The following is a 24,805-nucleotide window of genomic DNA, read 5'->3' on the forward strand; positions in this document are numbered from 1 at the left end:
ATGCAAACGGAAATCGTTATCACTCTGTATAGCAAATCAAGGAATGGATGATGAAAATGAAGATGTTGGCACTGGCTTTCTCTGCGTTGGCGGCTCAATCGGCATTGGCGGCCGGGGAAGTGAATGTCTACTCCAACCGGCAGGATGAGCTGATCAAGCCCATCATCCAGCAGTTCGAGAAGGAATCTGGCATCAAGGTGAACGTGGTGTTCGCCAAAGAGGGGTTGAACGAGCGTCTGGAGCGGGAAGGCAAGCTCTCCCCGGCCGACCTGATGCTGACCGTTGATATCAGCCGTCTGACCGATCTGGTGGAGAAGGGGCTGGTGCAGCCGGTAGAGAGCAAGATCCTGCAGGAGAACATCCCCGCCATCTATCGTGATCCGGAGAACCGCTGGTTCGCCCTGACCACCCGGGTACGCGCCGTCTACTCCAGCAAGGATCGTCTCGGCAAGCTCGACACCATCAGCTATGAAGATCTGGCCAAGCCGGAATTCAAAGGGAAAATCTGCACCCGTAGCGGCAAGCATGAGTACAATGTGGCGCTGGTCTCCTCGATGATTGCCCATCACGGCATGGCCGAGACCAAAACCTGGCTGGAAGGGGTCAAGACCAACTTGGCGCGCAAGCCGCAAGGCAACGACCGGGATCAGGTCAAGGCGATCAAGGATGGAATCTGTGATGTGTCGCTCGGCAACAGCTACTATCTGGGCGCCATGTTGAAAGATCCGGCGCAGAAGTCCTGGGCCGATGCGGTCTATATCAACTTCCCGAACCAGGCTGACCGCGGTGCCCACGTCAACGTGAGCGGCGTGGCCATGACCAAGTATGCCAAGAACAAAGATGAAGCACGCAAGCTGATGGAGTTTCTGGCTGGCGACACCGCCCAGCACATGTATGCGGACGTGAACGCCGAGTATCCGGTCAAGGCCGGGGTCGAGCCTTCCGCCATGGTCAAGTCCTGGGGCAGTTTCAAGTCTGACGCGCTACCGGTCAGCGATTACGCCAAGCACCGCAAGGACGCCTTGCAGTTGCTGGATGAAGTGAAGTTCGACTTGTAATCAGATGGGGCCAACGGCCCCATCAACCTCTGTGGTCTCATGAAAAATTTTGGATGGATTACCGGCAGCTGGGCCACCGCCCTGCTGCTGGGTTTACCGGTGATTGCCCTGCTCTTCTCTGCCTTCTCGGCTGAGGGAGAGCTCTTTCGCCACCTCGCTGATACCGTGTTGCTCGATTATTTGGGCAATACCCTGGGGCTGGTGGTCGGCGTGGTATTGCTCAGCCTGCTGTTTGGCGTGCCTACCGCCTGGCTGGTGGCCATGTGTCAGGTGCCGGGGCGGCGCGCCCTGCAATGGGCGCTGATGCTGCCGATGGCGATGCCCTCCTATATCGTCGCCTACGTCTATACCGATCTGCTCGACTACTCGGGCCCGCTGCAGGCAGGGTTGCGAGCACTCTTTGGCTGGAACAGTCCGGCCGATTACTGGTTTCCGGCCATTCGCTCCCTTGGCGGCGCCGCCTGGGTGCTGGCGCTGGTGCTGTTCCCCTATGTCTATCTGCTGACCCGCGCCTCCTTTCTTGAGCAGTCGGTCAGCCTGATCCACTCCAGCCGCCTGCTCGGCTGTACGCCGTGGCAGAGCTTTCGCCGCCTCAGTCTGCCGCTGGCGCGCCCCGCCATCATGGTGGCGGTATCTCTGGTGGCGATGGAGACTCTGGCTGATTTTGCCACCGTCCACTTCTTTGCCATCAACACCCTGACCACGGCGGTCTACGACACCTGGCTTGGCTATGGCAGTCTGGCCACCGCGGCCAAGCTCTCCTGCCTGATGCTGCTGGCGGTGGTGCTGTTGATCGCGCTGGAGCGCCGCTCGCGCAGTCGGCAGCAGGTGTTCCAGAAGTCCATGGGCCATGAGCAGCCGCTGCGCTATCCACTCAAGGGTATGAGCCGCTGGTTGGCCGGTCTCTGGTGCTGGGGTCTGGTGCTGGCCGGTTTCGCCCTGCCGTTTGTCATCCTGCTCGATTACGGGGTGCGCTACTTCGAGTTGTCATGGACGCCGGAGTTTGTCCGCTTTGCCGGTAACAGTCTGCTCATCTCGGCGCTGACCGCCCTGCTGGCGATGGGCATCGCTCTGCTGCTCGGCTTCTTCCGCCGCCTCGATGGCGGGATCAAGAGCCTGCTGCCCCTGCGCATCGCCGCCATGGGCTATGCCATGCCGGGTACCGTGCTGGCCATCGGGGTGCTGGTGCCACTCACCGCCCTCGATTTTGCCATCAACGATCTGGCCGAGTGGCTAGGGCGTCAGGGCCCGGGGCTGCTGCTGACCGGCACCATCACCGCCATCGTGTTCGGGTATCTGGTGCGCTTCGTGGCCATCGCCATCGGCTCGGTGGAGAGCAGCATGGGCAAGATCTCCCCCAGTCTCGACATGGCGGCCCGATCCTTGGGGCAGGGGGATGGCGCCATGCTGCGGCGGGTCCATCTGCCGCTGGTGCGTCGCGGTCTGTTTGCCGGTGCCATGCTGGTATTCATCGAATCCATGAAGGAGCTGCCCGCCGCCCTGCTGCTGCGGCCCTTCAACTTCGATACCCTGGCGACCCACGTCTACCAGTTCGTCTCGGACGAGATGCTGGAGCGCGGCGCGCTCGGCGCCATCGTTATCGTGCTGGTGGGACTGTTGCCGCTGATCTGGGTTAATCGCAGTCTGGACAGCCCGGGCCACTGAGTCGCCACGTCGGCCAATGAAATTGCATGCGGTGTGCTTGACCGAAAGGCTGTGCACCGCCAGAAACGAGAGGATGTCAGCCTTGTCTTGCTTGCAGGTTGAAAATGTCAGTTGCCGTTACAACGGCCGCAATGTGCTGGAACAGCTCTCCCTGACGGTGGCAGACAACGAGATCGTCTGCTTGCTGGGGGCGAGCGGTTGCGGCAAAACCACGCTGCTCAAGGCCATCGCCGGCCTGCTGCCGTTGGCAGAGGGCTCGATTCGCCTCGGCGATACCCAGCTCGACGGGCCGGGTGCCAGCGTGCCGCCCGAGGCGCGCAATATCGGGATGATCTTCCAGGATTACGCCCTCTTCCCCCACCTGACGGTGGCCGACAACGTCGGCTTCAGTCTGACCCGACTCGATCGCCGCGCTCGTCAGCAACAGGTGGACGAGGCGCTGGCGCTGGTCAATCTGCAGGGGCTGGGGGATCGTTATCCGCACCAGCTCTCCGGCGGTCAGCAGCAGCGGGTGGCCATCGCCCGGGCGCTGGTGTGCAAACCACGGCTGATGCTGCTGGATGAGCCCTTCTCCAACATCGATACCCAGGTGCGGATGAAGTTGATCCTCGAGATCCGCGCCCTGCTCAAGCAGCAGGGGATCGGCGCCATCTTCGTCAGCCACAGCAAGGAGGAGGCCTTCGCCTTCGCCGATCGGCTGGCACTGTTTCGTTCTGGCCATATCGAGCAGGTGGGTCAGCCGGAGCAGCTCTATCGCCGCCCGCAAAACCGCTTCGTGGCGGAATTTCTCGGTGGCGTCAACTATCTGGCCGCCGAGGTGGTGGACAGCCACTGCGTGCAGACGGCGCTCGGGGTCATCTGTGGCAGCGAGCCCCATGGTCGCGCGGTGGGTGAGCAGTTGCAGCTGATGCTCAGACCCCAGCAGCTGTTGCTGGAGAATGCTGCAGATGGCGAGCTCAAGGTGGTGGAACAGCAGTTCCTCGGTCACCACTGCCGGGTGCTGTTCGAGTGTGGAGAGCTGCGGCTGGAGGCGAGCATTGGAGAGCCTCTTGCAGGGATGCAGGCCCGTATCAAGGTCGCCCCCCATGGGCTGGTGTTGTTTGACCCTTTGCCCTGAACGCGTGATATCGTCGTGAAATCAAAGAACTGGAACAACTCTGGTTTATAATCGCGCAACGCAAATAGCCCGTAACGCTAACGCCTACTCAGGGGAGAGATATATGAAAGCCCAAGCCGGGATCTGCGCAGAGCCGAATCTGCACGCCCTCTATCTGATGTTCAATCGCACCGGCGATGCCGCCGAACTGGTCGGCCGTCTGGCCAAACTGCCCGCCCTGTGGCAGGCGGTGGCTGCCGATTTCCCCGATGCCGGGTTCAGCGGTCTGGTCGCCGTTGGCGCCGATGCCTGGGATGGCCTCTATCCTGCCGCCCGTCCGCCCCAGTTCCGCGGCTTTATGGCGCAATCCGCCAACGGTCAGGAAGCCCCCAACACCCCGTTTGATCTCTTCGTGCAGCTACGTGCCGATCGGGTGGATGTGCTGCATCACGTCGGTCACCGAGTGATGGCGCTGCTGGCCGGAGTGGTAGAGCTGGCCGAAGAGGTGCGCGGTTTCCGCAACCTGGATTGCCGCGACCTGACCGGTTTTGTCGACGGCACCGAGAACCCGCAGGATGAGCACCGCGCCGAAGTGGCGCTGCTGGCCGAGAGCGAGTTTGCCGGTGGCTCCTACATCCATGTTCAGCGCTGGGTTCACGCCATGAGCGACTGGGAGAAGCTGGCGCAAAAAGAGCAGGAAGACATCATAGGTCGCACCAAGCCTGACAACATCGAGTATGAGTCTGCCGCCAAGCCGCTGACCGCCCACATCAAGCGGGTCAACCTCAAGACACCGAAAGGGGAGTCCATGGAGATCCTGCGCCAGAGCATGCCCTGGGGCACCATGAGCGAGCAGGGGCTCTACTTCATCTCTTGCTGCCGTACACCGCTGCACTTCAACGCCATGCTGGCCAGTATGTACAAGGGGGAGGGCAGCCACTTCGACCACCTGTTGCGCTTCACCAAGGCAGTGACCGGCGCGGCTTTCTTCGCCCCATCGGAAGGTTTTTTGATGGCGCAGGGCAAATAAGCCCACCTGACGAAGATGCAGAAAACAAAAATCCCGGCCTTGGCCGGGATTTTTCGTTCTGGCGTGACCGCTATGACGCGGTGGCCACCATTACGGGGTCTGTTCGAACAGCTCGAGGGCGGAGAGGTAGAGCTCTTCGATATCGGTGTCGCTGGTCGGGGTGATGAAGATGGTGTCATCACCGGCGATGGTGCCGAGGATCCCTTCTGCCTTACCGAGGGAGTCGAGCAGGCGGGCGATCAGCTGGGCCGCGCCCGGGCTGGTGTGGATCACCACCAGTGCGCCGTTGTGGTCGACGTCCAGTACCAGATTCTTGAGCGGGCTGGAGGTGGTGGGCACGCCCAGTTCCACCGGCAGGCAGTAGACCATCTCCATCTTGGCGTTGCGGGTGCGAACGGCGCCGAAGCGGCTCAGCATGCGCGATACCTTGGACTGGTTGATGTTCTCGAAGCCCAGCTCTTGCAGAGCGGTGACGATTTCTGCCTGGGAGCCAAAGCGCTCTTCTTTCAGCAAGGCTTTAAAGGCCTTGGCCAGTTTTTCTTGCTTGTCGTTGTGTTTCATCTTGGTCTCACGAATGAGGAGGTGTGGCGGCCTGTGCAGCACAGGCGGCAGATACGAACAGCGAGGCCATTTTGCATTCATATGCCGTTTTTTGCAAGGAAGCGGCGCTTGTTCTGCATATTGATTCAAAAATGGCTTGCATCGACCTTTATTAGGGATAGAATCGGGATGAAATTTTGAAAACTTATTCAATTGGGCTGTATGGGTATTGAATTAATAGGTATCGAGAAATCCTGGCACAAGGTGCCGGTTCTGCAACAGGTCAGCTTTCGGACATCCCCCGGTGAAACCTTGGTGTTGCTGGGCCCGAGCGGTGCTGGCAAGAGTTCCCTGCTACGGATGATGAACCTGCTGGATACCCCGGATGCGGGTGTTTTGCGGATTGGTGAAAGTGAATTTTCTTTCCCGAACTCCCTCTCTGCTGCCGAATTCAACCGCCAGTGCCAACTGCTGCGTCGCAAGGTGGGCATGGTGTTCCAGCAGTACAATCTCTGGCCACATCTCACCGTGATGGAGAATCTGATTGAAGCGCCGGTCAAGGTGCTCGGCATGAGCAAGGAGGCCGCCATCGAGAAGGGGGCTTATCTGCTGGCCCAGCTGCAACTGGCCGACAAGCGCGATGCCTGGCCTGCCCGTTTATCCGGCGGCCAGCAACAGCGGGTGGCCATTGCCCGTACCCTGATGATGGACCCGGAAGTGCTGCTGTTTGACGAACCGACTGCGGCGCTGGATCCCGAGATCACCAAAGAGGTGGCCGAGATCATCCGCAACCTGAGCCAGACCGGCATTACCCAGGTGGTGGTGACCCACGAGGTCGACTTTGCCCGCAAGGTGGCCAGTCAGGTGATTTATCTGGAGAAGGGGCGGATCATCGAATCCGGCACCGCCGCCATTTTCCAATCCCCGCAAACCAGCCGGTTTGCCGAATTCTTGATGCATTGATATTGAATCGATAAGGAAGCTGTCATGAAAAAGAGTCTGTTGTTGGTTGCTGCCATGGGTCTGTTGAGTACCTCCGTCATGGCCAAAGAGATCAAGTTTGCCACCGAGGCCACCTACGCGCCGTTCGAATACCTGGATGACAAGAACGAGTTTCAGGGTTTTGACATCGATCTGGCTCGCGCCATCTGCGAGCAGGCCAAGCTGGAGTGCAGCTTTCACAACCAGGCCTTTGACAGCCTGATCCCCAGCCTGAAATTCCGTCGCTACGATGCCGCCATCGCCGCCATGGACGTGACCCCGGAGCGCTCCGCTCAGGTCGATTTCTCCGACATCTACTACGAGAACTCGGCGGTATTCGTCGCCAAGAAAGGTGCCTTCAAGGGGCCGGAAGAGATGGTCGACAAGACCGTTGGCGTGCAGAACGGTACCTCTCACCAGTCCTATCTGGTGGATAACTGGGTGAGCAAGGGTCTGCTGACCGTGCCTTACGCCAGCTACCAGAGCGCCTTCCTCGACATGATGAATGGCCGTACCGACGGTGTGTTTGCCGATACTGCGGTCGCTGCCGACTGGCTGAAGCAGCACAAGGAGTATGCGGTGGTGGGTACACCGGTGACCGATGCCAAGTACTTCGGTACCGGCTTTGGCATCGCAGTGGCCAAGGGTAATCAGGAGCTGCTGACTCAGCTTAACAAGGGGCTGGCCGAGATCAAGGCCAATGGCACCTATCAGAAAATTTTCGACAAATACTTCGCGCAGTAAGCCATGTTGAGCCTGTTGTTGGATGCAGCCTGGATGACCCTCGGGCTGGCCTTGGCATCACTGGTCGGGGGCATGGTATTGGCACTGGCGTTCAGTGCCGCCGAGCTTAGCAAACAGCGTGCGCTGGTGTGGCCGGTGGCCACCCTGACCACGCTGATCCGTGGCCTGCCCGAGTTGCTGGTGGTGCTGTTCATCTACTTCGGCTCGACCCAGGTGCTGTTCCTCATCACCGGCGAGTATGTGGAGTTCAGCCCGTTCGCCTGCGGCGTGCTGGCGCTCTCCCTGCTGTTTGCCAGCTATGCGACCCAGACCCTGCGGGCAGCGCTCAATGCTGTGCCTTCAGGTCAACGGCTGGCGGCGTTGGCGCTTGGTCTTGGCAAGGGCCACATCTTCTTTCGCATCGTGTTGCCGCAGGCGTGGCGTCACGCCTTGCCGGGCCTTGGTAACCAGTGGCTGGTGCTACTGAAAGACACCGCGCTGGTGTCGCTGATCGGGGTGAACGAGATGATGCGCCAGGCGCAGATGGCCTCGGCCAGTACCTATGAGCCCTTCACCTGGTATGCCGCCGCCGCCCTCATCTATCTGGCCATCAGTCTGGTAAGTGAGTTCGGCCTCGGGCTGGCTGCCCGCTACACCCGCCGCTACGGAGGCTAACTGATGCAAGAGTATCTCGTCACTTTGCTGGGCGGTCTGGTCACCACGCTGGAGCTGACCCTGTTCAGCTTGCTGTTGGGAATCGCATTGGCGGCCCTGATGACCTGGGTGCTGGAGTTGCGGCTGCCGGTGGCGACCCAGCTGGTGCAGCTGTGGGTGCTGATCTTTACCGGCACGCCGCTGCTCATTCAGATCTTCCTGATTTACTACGGGCCGGGTCAGTTCGAGTGGCTTAAGGCCAGCCCGCTCTGGCCACTGCTCAAGCAGCCCTGGTTCTGCGCCGTGCTGGCGCTGGGTCTCAACACGGCGGCTTACTCCACCCGACTGTTCAAGGGGGCACTCGATGCCATCCCGGCCGGTGAGGTGGAGGCATGTCGGGCACTGGGGTTTTCGGCTGGGCAGACCCTCTGGATGAAGGTGCGCCACGCCGCCCGCCATCTGGTGCCCGCCTATTCCAACGAGGTGATCCTGGTGCTCAAGGGGAGTTCACTCGCCAGTACCATCACCATCATGGATATCATGGGGCTGGCACAGGGGTTGAATGCCCAGACCTACGATACCCTGGCGGTGTTCGGGGTGGCTGGCGGACTTTATCTGGCGATGAACGGATTGTTAACAATTGGTTTTCGCTGGTGTGAAAAACGGGCGTTGGCGTTTCAATCCTGAGTGCCGCTTTAATACCTCTTTATTGGTAAGTGGAAGCGCAAAAAAACTGTGCTTCCCCTCCAACTTTCTGTATTTAACCCCATTTTTTATTCCCGCTTGTTTCGTCGCTCACAGAACCCGTGACTGCAACTGTTATCAGATTGTTTTTTATAGGGGGATCAATTAAGGTTGGGCCCACAACAACAAACAACCTTAAACCTACGCTTAAACATGGAGTTGATCATGAAAGTTGCCGTTCTGGGTGCCGCTGGTGGCATCGGTCAAGCCCTCGCTCTGCTGTTGAAAAACCGTCTGCCGGCTGGCTCCGAGCTGAGCCTGTATGACATCGCCCCGGTCACCCCGGGTGTGGCCGTTGACCTCAGTCATATTCCTACCGACGTTGCCATCAAGGGCTTCTGCGGTGAAGATCCGACTCCTGCGCTGGTTGGCGCCGATGTGGTGCTGATCTCCGCCGGTGTGGCACGCAAGCCGGGGATGGATCGCTCCGACCTGTTTAACATCAACGCCGGTATCGTCAAGAATCTGGTCGAGAAGTGTGCGGCCACTTGCCCGAAAGCACTGATCGGCATCATCACCAACCCGGTCAACACCACGGTCGCCATCGCTGCCGAAGTGCTGAAGAAAGCCGGTGTTTATGACAAGCGCCGCCTGTTCGGTATTACCACCCTGGACGTGATCCGCGCCGAAACCTTCGTCGCTGCCGCCAAAGGGCTGAACGTCGATAAGGTACGCGTCAACGTGATCGGTGGTCACAGTGGCGTTACTATCCTGCCGCTGCTCTCCCAGATTGAAGGCGCCTCCTTCACTGCTGAGGAAGTAGCTGCCATGACCAAGCGCATCCAGAATGCCGGTACCGAAGTGGTGGAAGCCAAAGCCGGTGGCGGTTCTGCGACCCTCTCCATGGGTCAGGCGGCCTGCCGTTTCGGCTTGTCGCTCATCAAGGGTCTGCAGGGCGAAGCCAACATCGTTGAGTGCGCCTATGTGGAAGGCAACGGCGAGCACGCTACCTTCTTCGCGCAGCCGGTGCTGCTGGGCAAGAACGGCGTCGAAACCGTACTGGATTACGGCAAGCTGAGCGCCTTCGAGCAAGAAGCGATGGAAGGCATGCTGGCTACTCTGAAAGCCGATATCCAGCTGGGTGTCGATTTCGTCAAGTAAGCGGGTCAACCGTGGCAACAAGGGAGCTTCGGCTCCCTTTTGTATTGATGAGATCTGCCCGCAGGCTAAGGGGATGGGGGTTGGTGCCGATAACAGAGTGCAGCAGGAGATCCTTATGATGAAACCCCTTACCCTTCTCGTTCTTGTCGGTGCATTCAGCGCGCCCCTCTATGGGGCCGAGGCGGTATCGGCTGCCGTATCGAGCGATGCGCCAGCGGTCAGTGCCTCGACACCGACCGCAAGCAGTGCTGCGGTGGCGGCCACGCCCACGCCCTCTGAGGCTGCCCCCATTTTGCTCCCGGCCGATCCGGTCACGCCGGTCGCCAGCAGTGGCGAGGGGGCCGCACCGCTGCCACAGCCGGCGGAACCCGCTGCTGCGGTTGCGCCTCCTGCTCCTCTGGCCGCTGGCGAGTTGCAGGCAGTGCCGCTCTATCGACAGGACGAACTGCTCAACTGGATTGAGCAGGGGCGCCATCTCACTCAGGTGAAGCAGGATCGCTGTCAGCTGACTCAGGATATCGAAGCGCGCGCCTCGGTGATGAAGATCCCGGCCTATCAATTCCTGTGGGGGGATATGTTGGCGTGGGGTGTTTGTACCAAACCCAATGCCGAGCTCGGGGTGCAATATCTGTGGGAGGCGGCCAATCACGGGTTGGCGCCTGCGCTGGAGCAGTTGGGCAGCTACTACTGGAAGGGAACCCTGGTGCAGAAGGATCTGGTGCGAGCCGAGACTCTGATGCGCGAGGCGGCCAGCCTCGGTTTTCTGCGGGCCCGCATCGAGTGGGTCGAGATGCTGCTGCAAGGGATGGGCAGTCCGCTCGATTATGAGGATGCCTACCGCTGGCTCCATGGCTCCGTCATTGGTGATAAGGCCCTGCACCAGAAGGCGGCGAGTCTGCTCAGCCGTCTTGGCAACCGGATGCCGGCCAACGTGGTCGCCCGCGCCAAGGCGATGCACTGAATCCAAAAAAATGACCCACAGATCTGCATCTGTGGGTCCGGTTCCAGCCGCCGTGCCATGACAGGCCGCAACCTCCCTCTGTTATATGGCCGCCCGCGTCTTAGAGATCTTGATGGGGGCCAAAAACTTCGTAATGGAGCTGCCCGGCAGGCACCCCCGCCGCCAGCAGTTGCCGCTTGATCTCCTGCATGAAGCCGACGGGGCCACAGAAGTAGTAGTGAGCCTGTGGCGTGATGCGCTCCTGCACTGCGGCCAGATCCATGGTGCCGGCTAGGTCGTAATCTTCGCCCAGCACGTCACTGGCCTGCGGCTCCCGATACCAGACCCGGCTGACCAGATTGGTGTACTGGCTGCGCTTGTTCCGGATATCTTCCCGGAAGGCGTGGAGGCGGCCATCTTCGCAGGCGTGCAGCCAGGTGATGTCTGCCTGATGGCCGCTCGCCAGCAGCTGGTTGAGCATGCTCATCATGGGAGTGAGGCCGACCCCGGCCGAGAGCAGCACGACCGGCGTCTGGCTATCCGCTTTCAGGTAGAAATCACCGGTGGGTGGCATCACCTCTATTTTGTCGCCCGCCTGCAGGTGATCGTGCAGCAGGTTGGAGACCTGACCCTGCGGCTCACGCTTGACGCTGATGCGGTAATCCTGCCCGTTGGGGGCATCGGAGAGGGAGTATTGGCGGATCTCCTGATATTCGAGCTCGGGGTGGACCAGCTTGACGCTGAGGTATTGGCCCGGTTTGAAGGCCAATACCGGCTTGCCATCATCCGGCGCCAGCAGGAAGGAGGTGATGAGGGCGCTCTCGGCCCGCTTCTCCTTGATAATGAAACTGCGGCTACCTTGCCAGCCGCCATCCTGATTTGCCTTCTCCTGATAGATCTCCCGCTCGCGGCCGATGAAGATGTCGGCCAGTACGCCATAGGCCTTGCCCCATGCTTCCAGCACTTCATCGGTGACCGCACTTCCGCCCAATTCTTTGAGCGTGGCCAAGAGATGACTACCTACAATGTGATATTGTTCCGGCTGGATCAGGAATCCGGTATGTTTGTGTGCAATCCGCTCGACCGCACCGGCAAGTGCCCCCAGATTGTCGATATTCTTGGCGTAAGCAGCGACTGCATTGAACAGGGCCAGCGGCTGGCCGCCACTGCGTTGATGGGCCAGGTTGAAGATATCTTTCAGCTCCGGGTTATGGCTGAACATCCGTTGGTAGAAGTGCTGGGTGAGGGCAGGACCTGCCGATTCGAGCAGCGGAATGGTGCTTTTGATGACGGCAACTGTGGTTTGATCTAGCATAGGGGCCTCGTTCTAATTGAACATATAAAATGTCATTTAATAAGTGGCATCCTAGATGTTTATTTGATTTGAATCAATACTCCACTTTTCGCATCGCGCTAATCAGGTTTTATGAGACTAACCAGTTATACAGATTTCGGATTGAGAGCCCTGCTCTATCTGGCCACCCTGCCCGAAGGGGAGTTGTCGAGCGTTGCCAAGGTATCGGCCTTGTACGGCGTTTCCCGCAACCACATGGTGAAGGTAGTCAATCAGCTGGTGAAGCTGGGCTATCTGCAATCCCAGCGGGGTAAGAATGGCGGTATTCGCATGGCTTGCGATCCGGCCACCATCAATGTCGGGCAGGTGATCCGGGCGCTGGAAGGCAATCTGGACGGGATCGACTGCGGCTCGCCCCTCTGCCACATCGTCTCGGTCTGTTTGCTCAAGAGTGCGCTGCGAGAGGCGATGGATGCATTTCTGGCGGTGATGGACAGTTATACCCTGCAAGACTTGCTGGCCAACCGTGACGAGTTGCAAAAGGTGTTCGGCGAGTTGATCCCGACCCTGGTGCTGGAGCCGGATGAAGAGGACGAGTGATTGGAAAAGGGCTGCCATCGGCAGCCCTTTTTTAATGTTGTGAGTCTGGTTTTGCCAGGTAAGAAGCCGGCATGATCCGCGCCATCTTGACCATGTTGTTCTCCACTTCGAGGATCTCGATAGGATAACCTGCCAGCCGGAGCCCGATGTTGGCTTGGGGGATCTCCTCCAGATATTCGAGGATCAGACCGTTGAGGGTTCGTGGCCCGTCGATGGGCAGATGCCAGTTCATCTCCTTGTTCAGCTCGCGCACACTGGCCGAGCCTTCCACTAGAAACGTGCCATCCGGTTGGGGGTGGATCTCGTCGCTGGGTGCCGGCGTCATGGAGGTGGTGAAGTCACCCACAATCTCTTCCAAGATGTCATCGAGCGTGATCAACCCCTGAATATCGCCATACTCATCGACAATCAGGCCAATCCGCTCCTTGTTGCGCTGGAACTTGGCCAGTTGCACGTTGAGGGGCGTCCCTTCCGGAATGAAATAAATTTCATCCACTTCCCGTAACAGACTCGACTTGTTGAACTGATCCCTTGCCATCAGCCGCAGGGCATCGCGAGCGTGCAAAAAGCCGACAACGTCGTCGATGTTGTCGCGATAGAGCAGGATCTTGGTGTGGGCGCAGTGAGCCAGCTGGCGCAGTATGGTTTTCCAGTCATCGTTGATGTCGATGGCGTAGATATCGCTGCGCGGCACCATGATGTCTTCGACCAGCATCTTGTCGAGATCAAGGATGCTGATCAGCATCTCCTGATGACGTTGCGGTATCAGGCTGCCCGCCTCGTTGACTATGGTGCGCAGCTCTTCGGTGTTGAGGGAGTCATTCTTGTTGGGGGTGATCTTCAGCATCTTGAGCAGAACGCTGGTGATGCCGTTGATCAGCCAGACCAGCGGCGACAGTGGCACCATCAGACCTTTGAGGATCCAGGAGGCCGGATAGGCAATTTTTTCCGGATACATGGCTGCCAGCGTCTTGGGGGTCACTTCACCGAACACCAGTACCACCAGGGTCAGGCCGAAGGTGGCGATGGCGACCCCGAGATCGCCAAACAGCCGAATACAGACGATGGTGGCGATGGCGGAGGCGAGAATGTTAACCAGATTGTTGCCGATCAGGATCAACCCCAGCAGGCGATCGGGGCGGGCCAGCATTTTCTCGACGCGGCGTGCGCCTTTATGTTTGGTTTGGGCTAAATGCCGGAGTTTGTAGCGGTTGATGGACATCAGGCCAGTTTCGGAACTGGAGAAGAAGGCGGATAAGAGGATCAAAATAACGAGAACAATCAGTAATGTGCTCGTTGAGATGCTGTCCAAAAAGGGCTCCTGTTGGATGGTGTGACGAAAATAAAGAGAGGGTCAGCTCAGTAGTACTTCTTTGACGAAGCGGCTGCCAAAGTAGGCGAGGGTAAGGATAAAGCTGCCAATGAGGCTCAGGGTAATCACTTTGCGGCCGCGCCAGCCATAGGTGTGATGGCCCCACAGCAGCAGCACGTAGACACACCAGGCCAGGATGGAGAGCACCGTCTTGTGAGATTTGCCCTGGGCGAACATGTCTTCAAGAAAGAAGAGTCCGGAGGCGATGGAGAGGGTCAGCAGCAGTACCCCGGCAGAGATCAGCTGGAACAGCCGTTTCTCCACGGTCATTAGCGGTGGCATGGCTGGCAGGTTACTGATTTTTCTCGATTTAAGCTGTTTGTTCAGGCAGGCAAGCTGCAGTGCAAACAGGCAGGCGATCATCAATACCGAATAGGCCATCAAAGCGAGGCCGATATGCAGCAACAGCTGGGGGTGAGCCTCAAGATGGGTGATGTAACGCCCCGGGATCAGGGCGCTGGCGGCCAGCAGCAGGGCCGAGAAACTGTATACCACCGGCAGCAGTATCCAGCCGTTGAAACGGCGCGTGATACAGCTCATGAAACAACTGATGATCAGACTCACCAGCGAGGCGACGTTGAGCATACTCAGGTTTTGGCCAGTCCCTTGCAGGATTTCTGAACCCAGGGTGCTGGCATGGGCGATCAGGGCCAATCCGATACAGGCAAACAGGGAGCGCTGTCCCACCGGCTTGGCGCTCAGTAACAGATGCAGGGAGGCGATGATGGCCAGCAGATAGAACGCCAGGGCCAGAACAGAGATTACGATCATAACCAGGTCGTTGTTACACAAGCTTTTGAGGGTAAGAGGGGCAGTATACCTTGCACATGAAGTGCTCGCCAGTTGTGCAACGGCCGATCTGCCCATATATAGGGAGCAGGTCCCTATTGCTGCCGTGCGGTGAATAATCGTCCTCGCGCCCGCTCTGGGTTATAATGCCCCCAATTTATTACGCCAAGAACCGGAATCCGTCATGTTTGAGAATTTGACTGAACGACTCTCGCGCACCTTGCGCAATGTCAGTGGCCGTGGTCGCCTGACCGAAGACAACATCAAGGAAACCCTGCGCGAAGTCCGCATGGCGCTGCTCGAGGCGGATGTCGCCCTGCCGGTAGTGCGTGATTTCGTGGCGCGCGTCAAAGAGCGCGCCGTCGGGCAGGAAGTGGCCAAATCCCTGAGCCCGGGCCAGGCATTCATCAAAATTGTGCACGGTGAGCTGGTCACCGTGATGGGGGAGGCCAACGAGCAGCTCAACCTGGCTGCCCAGCCGCCCGCCATCATCCTGATGGCCGGTCTGCAGGGTGCCGGTAAGACCACCACGGTCGGCAAACTGGCCAAGTTGCTCAAAGAGCGCAGCAAGAAGAAGGTGCTGGTGGTCAGTGCCGACGTTTATCGCCCTGCGGCGATCAAACAGCTGGAGACCCTGGCGAGCGACATCGGTGTTGACTTCTTCCCGAGCGATGCCAGCCAGAAGCCGGTCGACATTGCCACTGCCGCCATCGATCAGGCGCGCAAGAAGTTCTATGACGTGGTGATCGTCGATACCGCCGGTCGTCTGCACGTCGACAGTGCGATGATGGCCGAGATCCAGCATCTGCACGCCACCATCAAGCCGGTCGAGACCCTGTTCGTGGTCGATGCCATGACTGGTCAGGATGCCGCCAACACCGCCAAGGCGTTCAACGAGGCACTGCCGCTCACCGGTGTGATCCTCACCAAGGCGGACGGTGATGCCCGTGGTGGTGCCGCACTGTCGGTGCGCCACATCACCGGCAAGCCGGTCAAATTTATCGGTATGGGCGAGAAGACCGATGCGCTGGAGCCATTCCACCCGGATCGTCTCGCCTCCCGCATCCTCGGCATGGGCGATGTGCTGTCGCTGATCGAGGAAGTCGAGCGCAACGTTGATAAAGAGAAAGCCGCCAAACTGGCCGACAAGGTCAAGAGTGGCAAGGGCTTTGATCTGGAAGACTTCCGCGAGCAGCTGGCCCAGATGCGCAACATGGGCGGCATGATGGGGATGCTCGACAAGCTGCCCGGTATGTCTGGCTTGCCGGATAACGTGAAAGATCAGATGGATGACAAGCTGACCGTGCGGATGGAGGCGATCATCAGCTCCATGACGCCCAAGGAGCGTGCTCATCCTGACCTTATCAAAGGGTCGCGTAAACGCCGTATCGCGGCAGGTTCCGGCATGCAGGTGCAGGACGTGAACAAGCTGCTCAAGCAGTTCACCGAGATGCAGCGCATGATGAAGAAGATGTCCGGTAAGGGCGGCATGCGCAAGATGATGAGTCAGATGAAGAACATGATGCCCCCCGGTTTCGGTGGCGGTCGCGGTCCGTTCTGATCCGGCCTGTGGGTTTATGGGGGGTCTGCGGTGGCAGGCCCTTTTTCATTGCTGTTCTGCGCAAAAAATGGCTGGCTTGGTTGCAATTATTACGAATCCAAGTAGAATTACGCGGCTTATTTTAAGCTAGGGTCCGCGTGTTTGCGGGCCTTGTTCATTAGATGTTAATGAGGACGATATGGTAACCATTCGTTTACAACGTGGTGGCGCGAAAAAGCGTCCGTTTTACCAGGTAGTAGTTTCTGACAGCCGTTGCGCCCGTGACGGCCGCTTCATCGAGCGCGTTGGTTTCTTCAACCCGGTTGCTTCTGGTTCTGCCGAAAAGCTGAACCTGGACCTGGCTCGTATCGAGCATTGGGTTGCTACTGGTGCCGCTGTTTCTGACCGCGTTGCCAAGCTGATCAAAGACGCTGCTAAAGCTGCTTAATCAGCCAAACGGTAAGGAGTTAAGGTGGAAAAACCTATAGTTCTGGGCACCCTAGGTACCGTTTATGGCATCAAGGGTTGGCTTAAAGTGAACTCCTTCACCGATGTTGCCGAAGCGATTTTCGATTACAACCCCTGGCTGATTAGTCAGAACGGGGTGTGGCGTGAACTCAAGGTCTCGGCCTGGAAGCGTCACAACAAGGGTCTGATCTGCAAACTCGATGGTATCGATGTGCGCGAAGATGCCCTGGCATTGACCAATGTCGAGATTGGCGTACCCGCCGATCTATTGCCTGCGTTGCCTGAAGGTGAGTTCTACTGGCGTGACCTGATTGGTTGCTCCGTGATGACCACCAAGGGATACGACCTGGGCAAGGTGACCGAATTGATGGAAACCGGCTCCAACGACGTGTTGGTGGTTGAGGCCAATGTAAAAGATGCCTTTGGTGCAAAGGAGCGGTTGATTCCGTTCCTGGAAGAGCAGGTGATCAAGAATATTGATCTGACTGCTCGAACAATCGAAGTTGATTGGGATCCTGGTTTCTAGTTTCCCGCGCTAACACGGGTGCCGGAGGTTTCTTATGTGGATTGGGGTTATTAGCCTCTTCCCTGAAATGTTCCGAGCCATTACCGAGCACGGGGTAACGGGTCGGGCCGTCAAGAGTGGCCTGCTGCAGATTGAGTGCTGGAACCCCCGGGAGTTTACCCACGATAAACACCGTACGGTCGATGATCGTCCTTATGGTGGTGGGCCCGGCATGTTAATGATGGTTCAGCCGCTGCGTGACGCGATTCATGCAGCCAAGCAAGCGGCGGGAGACGGGGCGAAAGTCATCTATCTCTCTCCTCAGGGACGCAAGCTGACTCAAGCGGGCGTAACCGAGTTGGCGACGAATCAGAAACTGATTCTGGTAGCCGGTCGATACGAAGGTATCGATGAACGCGTGATACAAACCGAAGTCGACGAAGAGTGGTCTATCGGGGATTACGTGTTAAGTGGTGGCGAGTTGCCTGCCATGACCCTGATCGATGCGGTTTCGCGTTTGGTCCCAGGGGTCTTGGGCGATCAGGCCAGTGCCGAGCAGGACTCCTTCACGGATGGCTTGCTGGATCATCCCCACTACACTCGGCCAGAGGTGTTGGATGGATTGGCAGTGCCCGAGGCGCTGACAAGCGGCAATCACGAAGTGATTCGACGCTGGCGTCTCAAGCAATCGCTCGGACGAACCTGGCAAAGAAGGCCGGAACTTATTAACAACCTAGCTCTGACTGACGAGCAAGAATCACTTCTTGCCGAGTATGTCCGCGAAGTGCGTGACAGCGTTAAGTAGAGTTTTCAGTTTATCCTAGGTAAGGAAAGACAATGAGCAAGATTATTCAGCAGCTTGAACAAGAGCAACTGCGTACCGACATCCCGGCTTTTGCCCAGGGCGACACCGTACGTGTTCAAGTGCGTGTTAAAGAAGGTGGCAAAGAGCGTCTGCAGGCTTTCGAAGGCATCGTTATTGCCAAGCGTAACCGCGGTCTGCACTCTGCTTTCACCGTTCGCAAGATCTCCAACGGCGAAGGTGTTGAGCGTGTATTCCAGACTCACTCTCCGCTGATCCACAGTGTAGAACTGAAGCGTCGTGGTGATGTTCGCCGCGCCAAACTGTACTACCTGCGCAACCTGTCCGGTAAAGCTGCTCGTATCAAAGAGAAGCTCAACTAATTCGATTCGAATTAGTGTCGATATGTCGGCAAATAGCTCGACAGGTAGTGAAAAGGCTCGCCAATGGCGAGCCTTTTTTGTATCCGGTTCTTGAGTTGAGTCGCTATTGGATGACGCGTACCACCGAGTTGTCGCGCCCGAAGGGGCCTGGCACATAGTCATCCGCTTCCCAGTCATTCTCGTAGAGGGTTTCCCCTGCCGGCGTGATGAGCTGGTAGCAATATTCGAAGTAACCCGCGCCGTCGGTCGGCAGATTGAGGGTGGCTTTGAACTCGCCGCTCTTCATGCGTTTCAGCTCGACCGGTTGCCACTGGGTGAACTCGCCGATCAGCATCACCTGCTCCGCCCCTGCAGCGGCCTCTTTCTCTACGGCAAAGGTCACCTTGACCTCGGGCTTGGACTTCAAAAACTGTTTAATCAGTGGCATGACGCCTCCTTGTCTGTGAGTTAAAAATGGCTCCTGACTATTTTTATACCACCATATGACAAAGATGTTGATAAGGCAGATCAAGTCGGCAAGGCAAAATAGCGTTGCAGCAGGCTGTGGGTGAAGTCGATCTTGAGATAGAAGCCGCGCGGCAGGGTCATGATGGGTTGACCGTCCCGGCCGATGGCGCGAGTCAGCGCCTTATTGTTGGCTGCCTTGGGGCGCAGCTGCATCACCTGGCCGTGGCGCGCGCTGATCTGCTCCACTTCTCCCAACACTATCATGTCCATCAGCTCCTCCCAGTCCTGGCGCAGTAGCCGATCCTCTTCTTCATTCGGGCTCCACATCAGCGGCATGCCGACCCGTCGTTCACCGACCGGGATCTCGCGGCTGCCTTCCACCGGGATCCACAGTACCCGGGAGAGCTTGTTGCGCACGTTGGACGCCTCCCAGCATTGACCGCTGACACCGATCAGCGGTGCCACGCAGACGAAGGTGGTCTCCAGCGGTTTGCCCTGAGGATCGATGGGGATCGTCTTGAGCTCGATGCCGAGATCCGGGAAGTCCTGCTCCGGCCTGCTGCCTGCGCTGGCCCCCAGTTGCAGCTCGATCAACTGACCGACCCACCCCTTGTCACGACGCAGATCTCTGGGCACGGCAACACCTGCTTCTGCGGCCAGTTGTGCCAGCGTGAAGCCAGCCATGGCATAGGCCCGGCTCAATAACTCCTGTTCGGATTGAGGATTGCTTGGCATGTTTGGCTCCATCTTGCTCGCCATAGTCTAACAGGGGAGGATCCTGAGCTGGATCGCTGTTTTTATAACCGATCCAGAGTGGATAAGATCAAATACCGAGAATCTGGGGGTTGATGGCTCATCACAATGATTTTAAAGGGTTTTATATATTTTATCGAGTGGCGATCCTGGCACGGCTTGACCTTGAAATAGTTGTCCAAGGGTTTGTGCATGATGTTACACACAGTTATCCACAGAAATCTTGGATAAGTGGATGAAAGTGGGATGAGTCTCTGAGATGTTACAAATAATTGTGAATGCAACCCCATTTTTACCCTGCTAACCGAGTAGATACTGTGTCACTCCTGTGGATAATTTGGCCGTGGTGGATCTTTGAACAGTTGAACTTGTTCACAATCAGGATCGTGGATCCTGCATGGATAAAGCGATGGATCAAATGCTGGCTTTTGTGGTTTAAGTGATTGTATATTAATTATTTTTTTGTATTTTTATGGCGCTGTGACACAGGCTGGCACTTTTTTGTTATCGTCAAAAAGTACTGTATATACCCGTTTGCTAACAGCTTTATGCACAGTCTGGGTGGGCAACTTGGGCGGGAGGATCGTTGAATTTGTTTATAACTATGTTTGAAATCGAAAGTTATTCATGAAACAGGGGATTCACTCCCTGTTTGCTGCCACGGAGTGAATGTGGAACAATCTCCTTATAGATTCAGCCTTTATAAGGTGATCACGTGATTGATGGCGACGGATTTCGTCCCAATGTCGGTATCGTGATCTGTAACCGTGAAGGACAAGTGTTGTGGGCTAAACGCTATGGGCAGCACTCCTGGCAGTTTCCGCAGGGGGGAGTTGATGATGGTGAAACGCCAGAGCAGGCCATGTATCGAGAGCTGTATGAGGAGATTGGCCTCAAGCCCGAAGATGTGACCATTTTGGCCACCAGTCGTAACTGGCTAAAGTATCGTTTACCCAAACGTCTTGTCCGCTGGGACAGTTCACCGGTCTGTATTGGCCAAAAGCAAAAATGGTTCCTGTTACAACTGGGTCAGGGCAGGGAGTCGCGGATCCAGTTCGGCTGTCATGGTCATCCCGAATTTGATGATTGGCGTTGGGTCAGCTTCTGGTATCCGGTACGTCAGGTCGTCTCGTTCAAGCGAGAGGTTTACCGCCGGGTCATGACAGAGTTTGTCCCGCTGGCAATGCCGGTGCCGGCAGTACAGGTCAACAAGAAGGATGGACGGCGTAACCGTCCTCGTTAAGGAGCACTATTAGTTGTTAACGGATCTGAGACGTATCGTCGAGAGCATGGCCGAGGCTAACACCCTCGAGCAGGCCCTGCAGGCCCTGGTAAGCCAGACGCGGCAGGCCATGGCAGTAGACTGCTGCTCTGTGTACGTCTCGGAGCCCGAGATGCGTCGCTATCGCTTGGCTGCCACCGACGGGTTGGCATCCTCTGCGGTCGATAAGGTGACCCTGCCATTCGAGCAGGGCATCGTCGGATTAGTGGGCCAGCGAGAAGAGCTGATCAACCTGGCCGATGCCCCCGCTCACCCCAGTTTCAAGTTCCTGCCCGATGTTGCCGAAGAGGCGTTCCGCTCTTTTCTTGGTGCCCCCATCATGCACCAGCGTCAGGTGGTCGGCATTCTGGTGGTCCAGCAGAAGGAGAGTCGCCGCTTCGATGAGGGCGAGGAGTCCTTCATGGTCACTCTGGCAGCCCAGCTGGCAGCGCGTATCGCTCAGGCGCAAGCCAAGGGGTGGCTGCAGAAGACCGACTGGAGCAAGCCGCTGCGGGGCATTGCCGGAGCCAGCGGTATTGCCATTGCCAAGGCCTGGGTGTGGCGGCCGCGCAAGGCGCTCTCGTCCATTACCCCGCGCAAGGATGAAGATCATGGGAACCAGCTGGCGCGGCTGGAGCTGGCCGTGGAAGAGGTTCGCCACGACTTGGAGAGTCTGGCGCTGCGTTTTCGCGAGAGCTACAGCCAGGATTCGGTGGCAATCTTCGATATCTACCTCCATCTGCTGAACGATCCCGGCTACATCAAACCGATCCGCAACAAGGTGAGCAAGGAGCACTGGACGGCCGTCTCGGCGGTCAAGCTGATCAGTGATCGTCTGATCGAGCAGTTCAAGGGGATGAAGGATCCCTATCTGCAGGAGCGCTCCACCGATGTGAAGGATATCGCCCAGCGGCTGATCAGCCGACTGGTGCAGAACGAGCCGGAACATATCGCCATCGGCGAGCCGGTGGTGCTGGTTGCCGACGAGGTGACCGCCACCATCCTCGCCGAGGTGCCCCGCGAATATTTGACCGGGGTGGTATCGCTCAAGGGGGGCACCAACTCCCATGCCGCCATTTTGGCCCGCGCCATGGGGGTCGCCGCCATCATGGGGGTCGATCTGCCCCTTGGCGATATCGGTGGTCGCATGTTGGTGGTCGATGGCTACAGCGGCGATCTCTTCATCGAACCGAATCAGGTGATCCTGACCGAGTATCGGCAACTGCTCAACGAAGAGCGGGCGCTCGATACCCTGGTGCGCAGCGTTGACAGCCTGCCCTCCGAGACCGCCGACGGCACCAAGGTTTCCCTGCTGCTTAACGCCGGGCTCAGTGCCGATACCGAGATCTCCCTCAATCAGCTGGCGGACGGGGTCGGTCTCTATCGCACCGAGATCCCCTTCATGCTGCAGGAGAGCTTCCCTTCCGAGTGGGAGCAGACCGCCCGCTATCGTGGCATTCTGGAGACCTACCGCAACCGGCCGGTCTGTATGCGGACGCTGGATGTGGGGGGCGACAAGCCGTTACCCTATTTCCCCATCGTCGAGGAAAACCCCTTCCTTGGCTGGCGGGGAATCCGGATCACCCTGGATCACCCCGAACTGTTTCTGGTGCAGCTCAAGGCGATGCTGCGAGCCAGTGAAGGGCTGGACAATCTGGCCATCATGCTGCCGATGATCAGCAGCGTCAGCGAAATCAAAGCCTCCCGCCGTCTGCTGGATCAGGCGTGGCGGGAAGTGTCGGAAGAGGCGGCGAGCCGCGATGCGGTGATCCGCTACCCCAGCCTCGGGGTGATGATCGAGGTGCCCTCAGCCCTCTTTATCTTGCCGGAGATGGCGCCGCTCATCGACTTCTGGTCGGTGGGCAGCAATGACCTGACCCAGTACCTGCTGGCGGTGGATCGCAACAACTCCCGCGTTGCCAACATCTACGATGCCTTCCATCCTGCGGTGATCCGCGCCCTGCAACAGCTGGTTGATGCCTCTCACCGCTACCAGAAGCCGGTGTCGGTCTGTGGCGAGCTGGCCGGTGATCCGGTCGGCGTACTGTTGCTGCTGGCCATGGGCTATCGCCGCTTCAGTATGAACACCCACAACATCGCCCGGATCAAGTACGTGCTGCGCCAATCCACCCTGAGCGAGTTGACCGAACTGATGGCCGATGGCCTCAAGCATGACAATCCCCATGTATTGCGTGGCCTGTTTGCCCGCTATCTGGAGGAGCATGGTTTGGGCGGCTTGCTGCGTGCCGGTCACAAAACGAAACAGACTGATTGATAATCATGCCTTGTCCCTGCTGACGAATGATCGGAAAATGCGGCTTTTCTTATGACTGGGGCCGCTTATGCAGCACGATGGATATTGGGTTTTCTCGCAGATTGATCCCGTAGCATTCAGTTTGGGACCACTATCGGTACGCTGGTATGGTCTCATGTATCTGTTTGGTTTCGCTTTTGCCATGTGGCTTGCTGGCCGTCGCGCCGATGCGCCCAACAGCGGCTGGACCCGCAACGAGGTGTCGGATCTGCTGTTCTACGGTTTCCTCGGGGTGATCCTCGGTGGCCGTGTCGGTTACGTGCTGTTCTACAACTTCGATCTCTTCCTCGCGGATCCCACCTACCTGTTCAAGATCTGGACCGGCGGTATGTCGTTCCACGGTGGCCTGATCGGGGTGATCACCGCGATGATCTGGTTTGCCCACAAAACCAAGCGCCACTTCTTCACCGTGGCCGACTTTGTGGCACCGCTCATCCCGTTTGGTCTCGGCGTTGGCCGGATCGGCAACTTCCTCAACGGCGAGTTGTGGGGCCGGGTCACCGATGTGCCTTGGGCCATCATCTTCCCGGAGGCGGGCTCCGAGCCGCGTCACCCTTCCCAGCTCTACCAGTTCGCGCTGGAAGGGGTGGTGTTGTTCATCATCCTCAATCTGTTCTGGCGCAAGAACCCGCCCCGTGGTGCCATCTCCGGCATGTTCCTGCTGTTCTACGGCCTGTTCCGCTTCCTGGTGGAATTTGTGCGCCAGCCGGATAGCCAGCTTGGTCTCTACTTCCAGGAGATCAGCATGGGTCAGATCCTCTCCACCCCGATGATCGTGGTTGGTGCCCTGATGATCTGGGTTGCCTACCAGCGCCCGCAGTTGTTCGGTAATGCCGTGAAGGAGGCGAAATAATGCGAGCTTATCTTGACCTGATGCAGAAGATCCTCGATGAGGGCACCATCAAGTCAGACCGTACCGGCACCGGTACCGTCTCCCTGTTCGGCCATCAGATGCGCTTCAATCTGGCGGAAGGTTTCCCGCTGGTGACCACCAAGAAGTGCCACCTGCGCTCCATCATTCACGAGCTGCTCTGGTTCCTCAATGGCGATACCAACACCGCCTATCTGAAGGAAAACGGCGTCAGCATCTGGGATGAGTGGGCCGACGAGAATGGCGAGCTGGGGCCGGTTTACGGCGCTCAGTGGCGCTCCTGGCCTGCGGCCGATGGGTCTGTCATCGACCAGATTCAGAAAGCGGTGGATGACATCAAGCACAACCCGGATTCCCGTCGCATCATCGTTTCAGCCTGGAACGTGGGCGAGCTGGACAAGATGGCGCTGGCCCCCTGCCACGCCTTCTTCCAGTTCTATGTGGCGGACGGCAAGCTCTCCTGTCAGCTCTACCAGCGCAGCTGTGATGTGTTCCTCGGGCTGCCGTTCAACATCGCCAGCTACGCCCTGCTGACCCACATGATGGCCCAGCAGTGCAACTTGGCAGTGGGTGACTTCGTCTGGACCGGCGGTGATGTGCACCTCTACTCCAACCACATGGAGCAGACCGCGCTGCAGCTCTCCCGCGAGCCGCGTCCGTTGCCGCAACTGGTGATCAAGCGCAAACCCGACTCCATCTTCGACTACCAGTTCGAGGATTTCGAGATTGAGGGTTATGACCCCCATCCCGGGATCAAGGCGCCCGTCGCCATCTGATCGAAAGGCGCCTCAGGGCGCCTTTTTTATGCAACTAAATAATTGAAAATTCACTTTATTGATTAATAAGACGGTAGCCAGAGACAAGGCAAAAACCT

General features: G+C 58.1%; 26 protein-coding genes. 20 read left to right on the forward strand and 6 right to left on the reverse strand.

Annotation, left to right across the window (positions count from 1 at the left end):
* Positions 1-50 precede the first annotated feature (50 nt).
* From CF137_RS09110 to CF137_RS09125, 4 genes are all read left to right on the forward strand, one after another.
* Positions 51-1,058 (forward strand): Fe(3+) ABC transporter substrate-binding protein, encoded by a 1,008-nt coding sequence (locus tag CF137_RS09110; RefSeq protein WP_101317849.1) that lies wholly within the window; start codon positions 51-53, stop codon positions 1,056-1,058.
* Between the two features lie 39 nt (positions 1,059-1,097).
* A complete protein-coding gene (locus tag CF137_RS09115; protein ID WP_139718809.1) occupies positions 1,098-2,723 on the forward strand; it encodes an ABC transporter permease in 1,626 nt (541 codons plus the stop codon).
* A gap of 82 nt (positions 2,724-2,805) precedes the next feature.
* The gene (locus CF137_RS09120) at positions 2,806-3,840 is read left to right on the forward strand and encodes an ABC transporter ATP-binding protein (RefSeq protein WP_139718871.1); all 1,035 of its coding nucleotides are present in this window, start codon (positions 2,806-2,808) and stop codon (positions 3,838-3,840) included.
* Positions 3,841-3,943: 103 nt separating this feature from the next.
* Positions 3,944-4,849 (forward strand): Dyp-type peroxidase, encoded by a 906-nt coding sequence (locus CF137_RS09125; protein ID WP_139718810.1) that lies wholly within the window; start codon positions 3,944-3,946, stop codon positions 4,847-4,849.
* Positions 4,850-4,939: 90 nt separating this feature from the next.
* Here the strand turns inward: CF137_RS09125 and argR are convergent, their stop codons facing one another.
* A complete protein-coding gene (argR, locus tag CF137_RS09130) occupies positions 4,940-5,410 on the reverse strand; it encodes a transcriptional regulator ArgR (RefSeq protein ID WP_005340378.1) in 471 nt (156 codons plus the stop codon).
* 201 nt (positions 5,411-5,611) lie between these two features.
* Here argR and CF137_RS09135 point away from each other — a divergent pair, with 201 nt between their 5' ends.
* From CF137_RS09135 to CF137_RS09160, 6 genes are all read left to right on the forward strand, one after another.
* Positions 5,612-6,352 (forward strand): ATP-binding cassette domain-containing protein, encoded by a 741-nt coding sequence (locus CF137_RS09135; protein ID WP_033114053.1) that lies wholly within the window; start codon positions 5,612-5,614, stop codon positions 6,350-6,352.
* A 24-nt stretch (positions 6,353-6,376) separates the two neighbouring features.
* Positions 6,377-7,114, forward strand: a complete 738-nt coding sequence (locus CF137_RS09140; protein ID WP_058053929.1) for a transporter substrate-binding domain-containing protein — start codon at positions 6,377-6,379, stop codon at positions 7,112-7,114.
* Between the two features lie 3 nt (positions 7,115-7,117).
* Positions 7,118-7,768 (forward strand): arginine ABC transporter permease ArtQ, encoded by a 651-nt coding sequence (artQ, locus tag CF137_RS09145; RefSeq protein ID WP_042024246.1) that lies wholly within the window; start codon positions 7,118-7,120, stop codon positions 7,766-7,768.
* A 3-nt stretch (positions 7,769-7,771) separates the two neighbouring features.
* Positions 7,772-8,434 carry an arginine ABC transporter permease ArtM gene (artM, locus tag CF137_RS09150; protein WP_068977372.1) on the forward strand — a complete coding sequence of 221 codons (663 nt, stop codon included), beginning with the start codon at positions 7,772-7,774 and terminating at the stop codon, positions 8,432-8,434.
* Between the two features lie 222 nt (positions 8,435-8,656).
* Positions 8,657-9,592, forward strand: coding sequence for a malate dehydrogenase (gene mdh / locus CF137_RS09155; protein ID WP_139718811.1), 936 nt, complete (start codon positions 8,657-8,659; stop codon positions 9,590-9,592).
* A gap of 349 nt (positions 9,593-9,941) precedes the next feature.
* Complete coding sequence (locus CF137_RS09160; protein ID WP_139718872.1) at positions 9,942-10,553, forward strand: tetratricopeptide repeat protein; 612 nt, start codon at positions 9,942-9,944, stop codon at positions 10,551-10,553.
* 100 nt (positions 10,554-10,653) lie between these two features.
* Here the strand turns inward: CF137_RS09160 and hmpA are convergent, their stop codons facing one another.
* Positions 10,654-11,847, reverse strand: a complete 1,194-nt coding sequence (gene hmpA / locus CF137_RS09165) for an NO-inducible flavohemoprotein (RefSeq protein ID WP_139718812.1) — start codon at positions 11,845-11,847, stop codon at positions 10,654-10,656.
* A 111-nt stretch (positions 11,848-11,958) separates the two neighbouring features.
* On the opposite strand from hmpA, the gene CF137_RS09170 reads away from it, so the two are divergent.
* Complete coding sequence (locus CF137_RS09170) at positions 11,959-12,426, forward strand: Rrf2 family transcriptional regulator (RefSeq protein ID WP_139718813.1); 468 nt, start codon at positions 11,959-11,961, stop codon at positions 12,424-12,426.
* Between the two features lie 31 nt (positions 12,427-12,457).
* Here the strand turns inward: CF137_RS09170 and CF137_RS09175 are convergent, their stop codons facing one another.
* Positions 12,458-13,738 carry an HlyC/CorC family transporter gene (locus CF137_RS09175; RefSeq protein ID WP_139718814.1) on the reverse strand — a complete coding sequence of 427 codons (1,281 nt, stop codon included), beginning with the start codon at positions 13,736-13,738 and terminating at the stop codon, positions 12,458-12,460.
* Between the two features lie 42 nt (positions 13,739-13,780).
* Positions 13,781-14,569 (reverse strand): cytochrome C assembly family protein, encoded by a 789-nt coding sequence (locus CF137_RS09180; RefSeq protein ID WP_139692459.1) that lies wholly within the window; start codon positions 14,567-14,569, stop codon positions 13,781-13,783.
* Positions 14,570-14,771: 202 nt separating this feature from the next.
* Here CF137_RS09180 and ffh point away from each other — a divergent pair, with 202 nt between their 5' ends.
* The 5 genes from ffh (at position 14,772) to rplS (ending at position 18,285) form a co-directional block, all read left to right on the forward strand.
* Entirely contained in the window at positions 14,772-16,148 is a 1,377-nt protein-coding gene (ffh, locus tag CF137_RS09185; RefSeq protein WP_042024260.1) for a signal recognition particle protein, read from the forward strand.
* A gap of 178 nt (positions 16,149-16,326) precedes the next feature.
* Complete coding sequence (rpsP, locus tag CF137_RS09190) at positions 16,327-16,575, forward strand: 30S ribosomal protein S16 (protein ID WP_021141082.1); 249 nt, start codon at positions 16,327-16,329, stop codon at positions 16,573-16,575.
* A gap of 24 nt (positions 16,576-16,599) precedes the next feature.
* The gene (rimM, locus tag CF137_RS09195) at positions 16,600-17,121 is read left to right on the forward strand and encodes a ribosome maturation factor RimM (RefSeq protein ID WP_042024262.1); all 522 of its coding nucleotides are present in this window, start codon (positions 16,600-16,602) and stop codon (positions 17,119-17,121) included.
* A gap of 34 nt (positions 17,122-17,155) precedes the next feature.
* Entirely contained in the window at positions 17,156-17,905 is a 750-nt protein-coding gene (gene trmD, locus CF137_RS09200; RefSeq protein WP_005340400.1) for a tRNA (guanosine(37)-N1)-methyltransferase TrmD, read from the forward strand.
* 32 nt (positions 17,906-17,937) lie between these two features.
* Positions 17,938-18,285 carry a 50S ribosomal protein L19 gene (gene rplS / locus CF137_RS09205; protein WP_005313505.1) on the forward strand — a complete coding sequence of 116 codons (348 nt, stop codon included), beginning with the start codon at positions 17,938-17,940 and terminating at the stop codon, positions 18,283-18,285.
* A 103-nt stretch (positions 18,286-18,388) separates the two neighbouring features.
* Here the strand turns inward: rplS and CF137_RS09210 are convergent, their stop codons facing one another.
* Both CF137_RS09210 and mutH read right to left on the reverse strand, forming a co-directional pair.
* Positions 18,389-18,712 carry an isoamylase early set domain-containing protein gene (locus tag CF137_RS09210; RefSeq protein WP_101317867.1) on the reverse strand — a complete coding sequence of 108 codons (324 nt, stop codon included), beginning with the start codon at positions 18,710-18,712 and terminating at the stop codon, positions 18,389-18,391.
* A gap of 80 nt (positions 18,713-18,792) precedes the next feature.
* Positions 18,793-19,467, reverse strand: a complete 675-nt coding sequence (mutH, locus tag CF137_RS09215) for a DNA mismatch repair endonuclease MutH (protein WP_139718815.1) — start codon at positions 19,465-19,467, stop codon at positions 18,793-18,795.
* Between the two features lie 733 nt (positions 19,468-20,200).
* Here mutH and rppH point away from each other — a divergent pair.
* The 4 genes from rppH (at position 20,201) to thyA (ending at position 24,707) form a co-directional block, all read left to right on the forward strand.
* Positions 20,201-20,728, forward strand: coding sequence for an RNA pyrophosphohydrolase (gene rppH / locus CF137_RS09220; RefSeq protein WP_042024265.1), 528 nt, complete (start codon positions 20,201-20,203; stop codon positions 20,726-20,728).
* Positions 20,729-20,741: 13 nt separating this feature from the next.
* Positions 20,742-23,021 carry a phosphoenolpyruvate--protein phosphotransferase gene (gene ptsP, locus CF137_RS09225; RefSeq protein WP_101323583.1) on the forward strand — a complete coding sequence of 760 codons (2,280 nt, stop codon included), beginning with the start codon at positions 20,742-20,744 and terminating at the stop codon, positions 23,019-23,021.
* A gap of 67 nt (positions 23,022-23,088) precedes the next feature.
* Positions 23,089-23,913, forward strand: coding sequence for a prolipoprotein diacylglyceryl transferase (gene lgt, locus CF137_RS09230; protein ID WP_139718816.1), 825 nt, complete (start codon positions 23,089-23,091; stop codon positions 23,911-23,913).
* Positions 23,913-24,707 carry a thymidylate synthase gene (gene thyA / locus CF137_RS09235; protein WP_139718817.1) on the forward strand — a complete coding sequence of 265 codons (795 nt, stop codon included), beginning with the start codon at positions 23,913-23,915 and terminating at the stop codon, positions 24,705-24,707. Before lgt ends, thyA begins: the two co-directional genes overlap by 1 nt.
* Positions 24,708-24,805: the final 98 nt, after the last annotated feature.

Origin of the sequence: Aeromonas sobria (assembly GCF_006243315.1) — a bacterium.
Taxonomy (GTDB): Bacteria; Pseudomonadota; Gammaproteobacteria; order Enterobacterales; family Aeromonadaceae; genus Aeromonas; species Aeromonas sobria_A.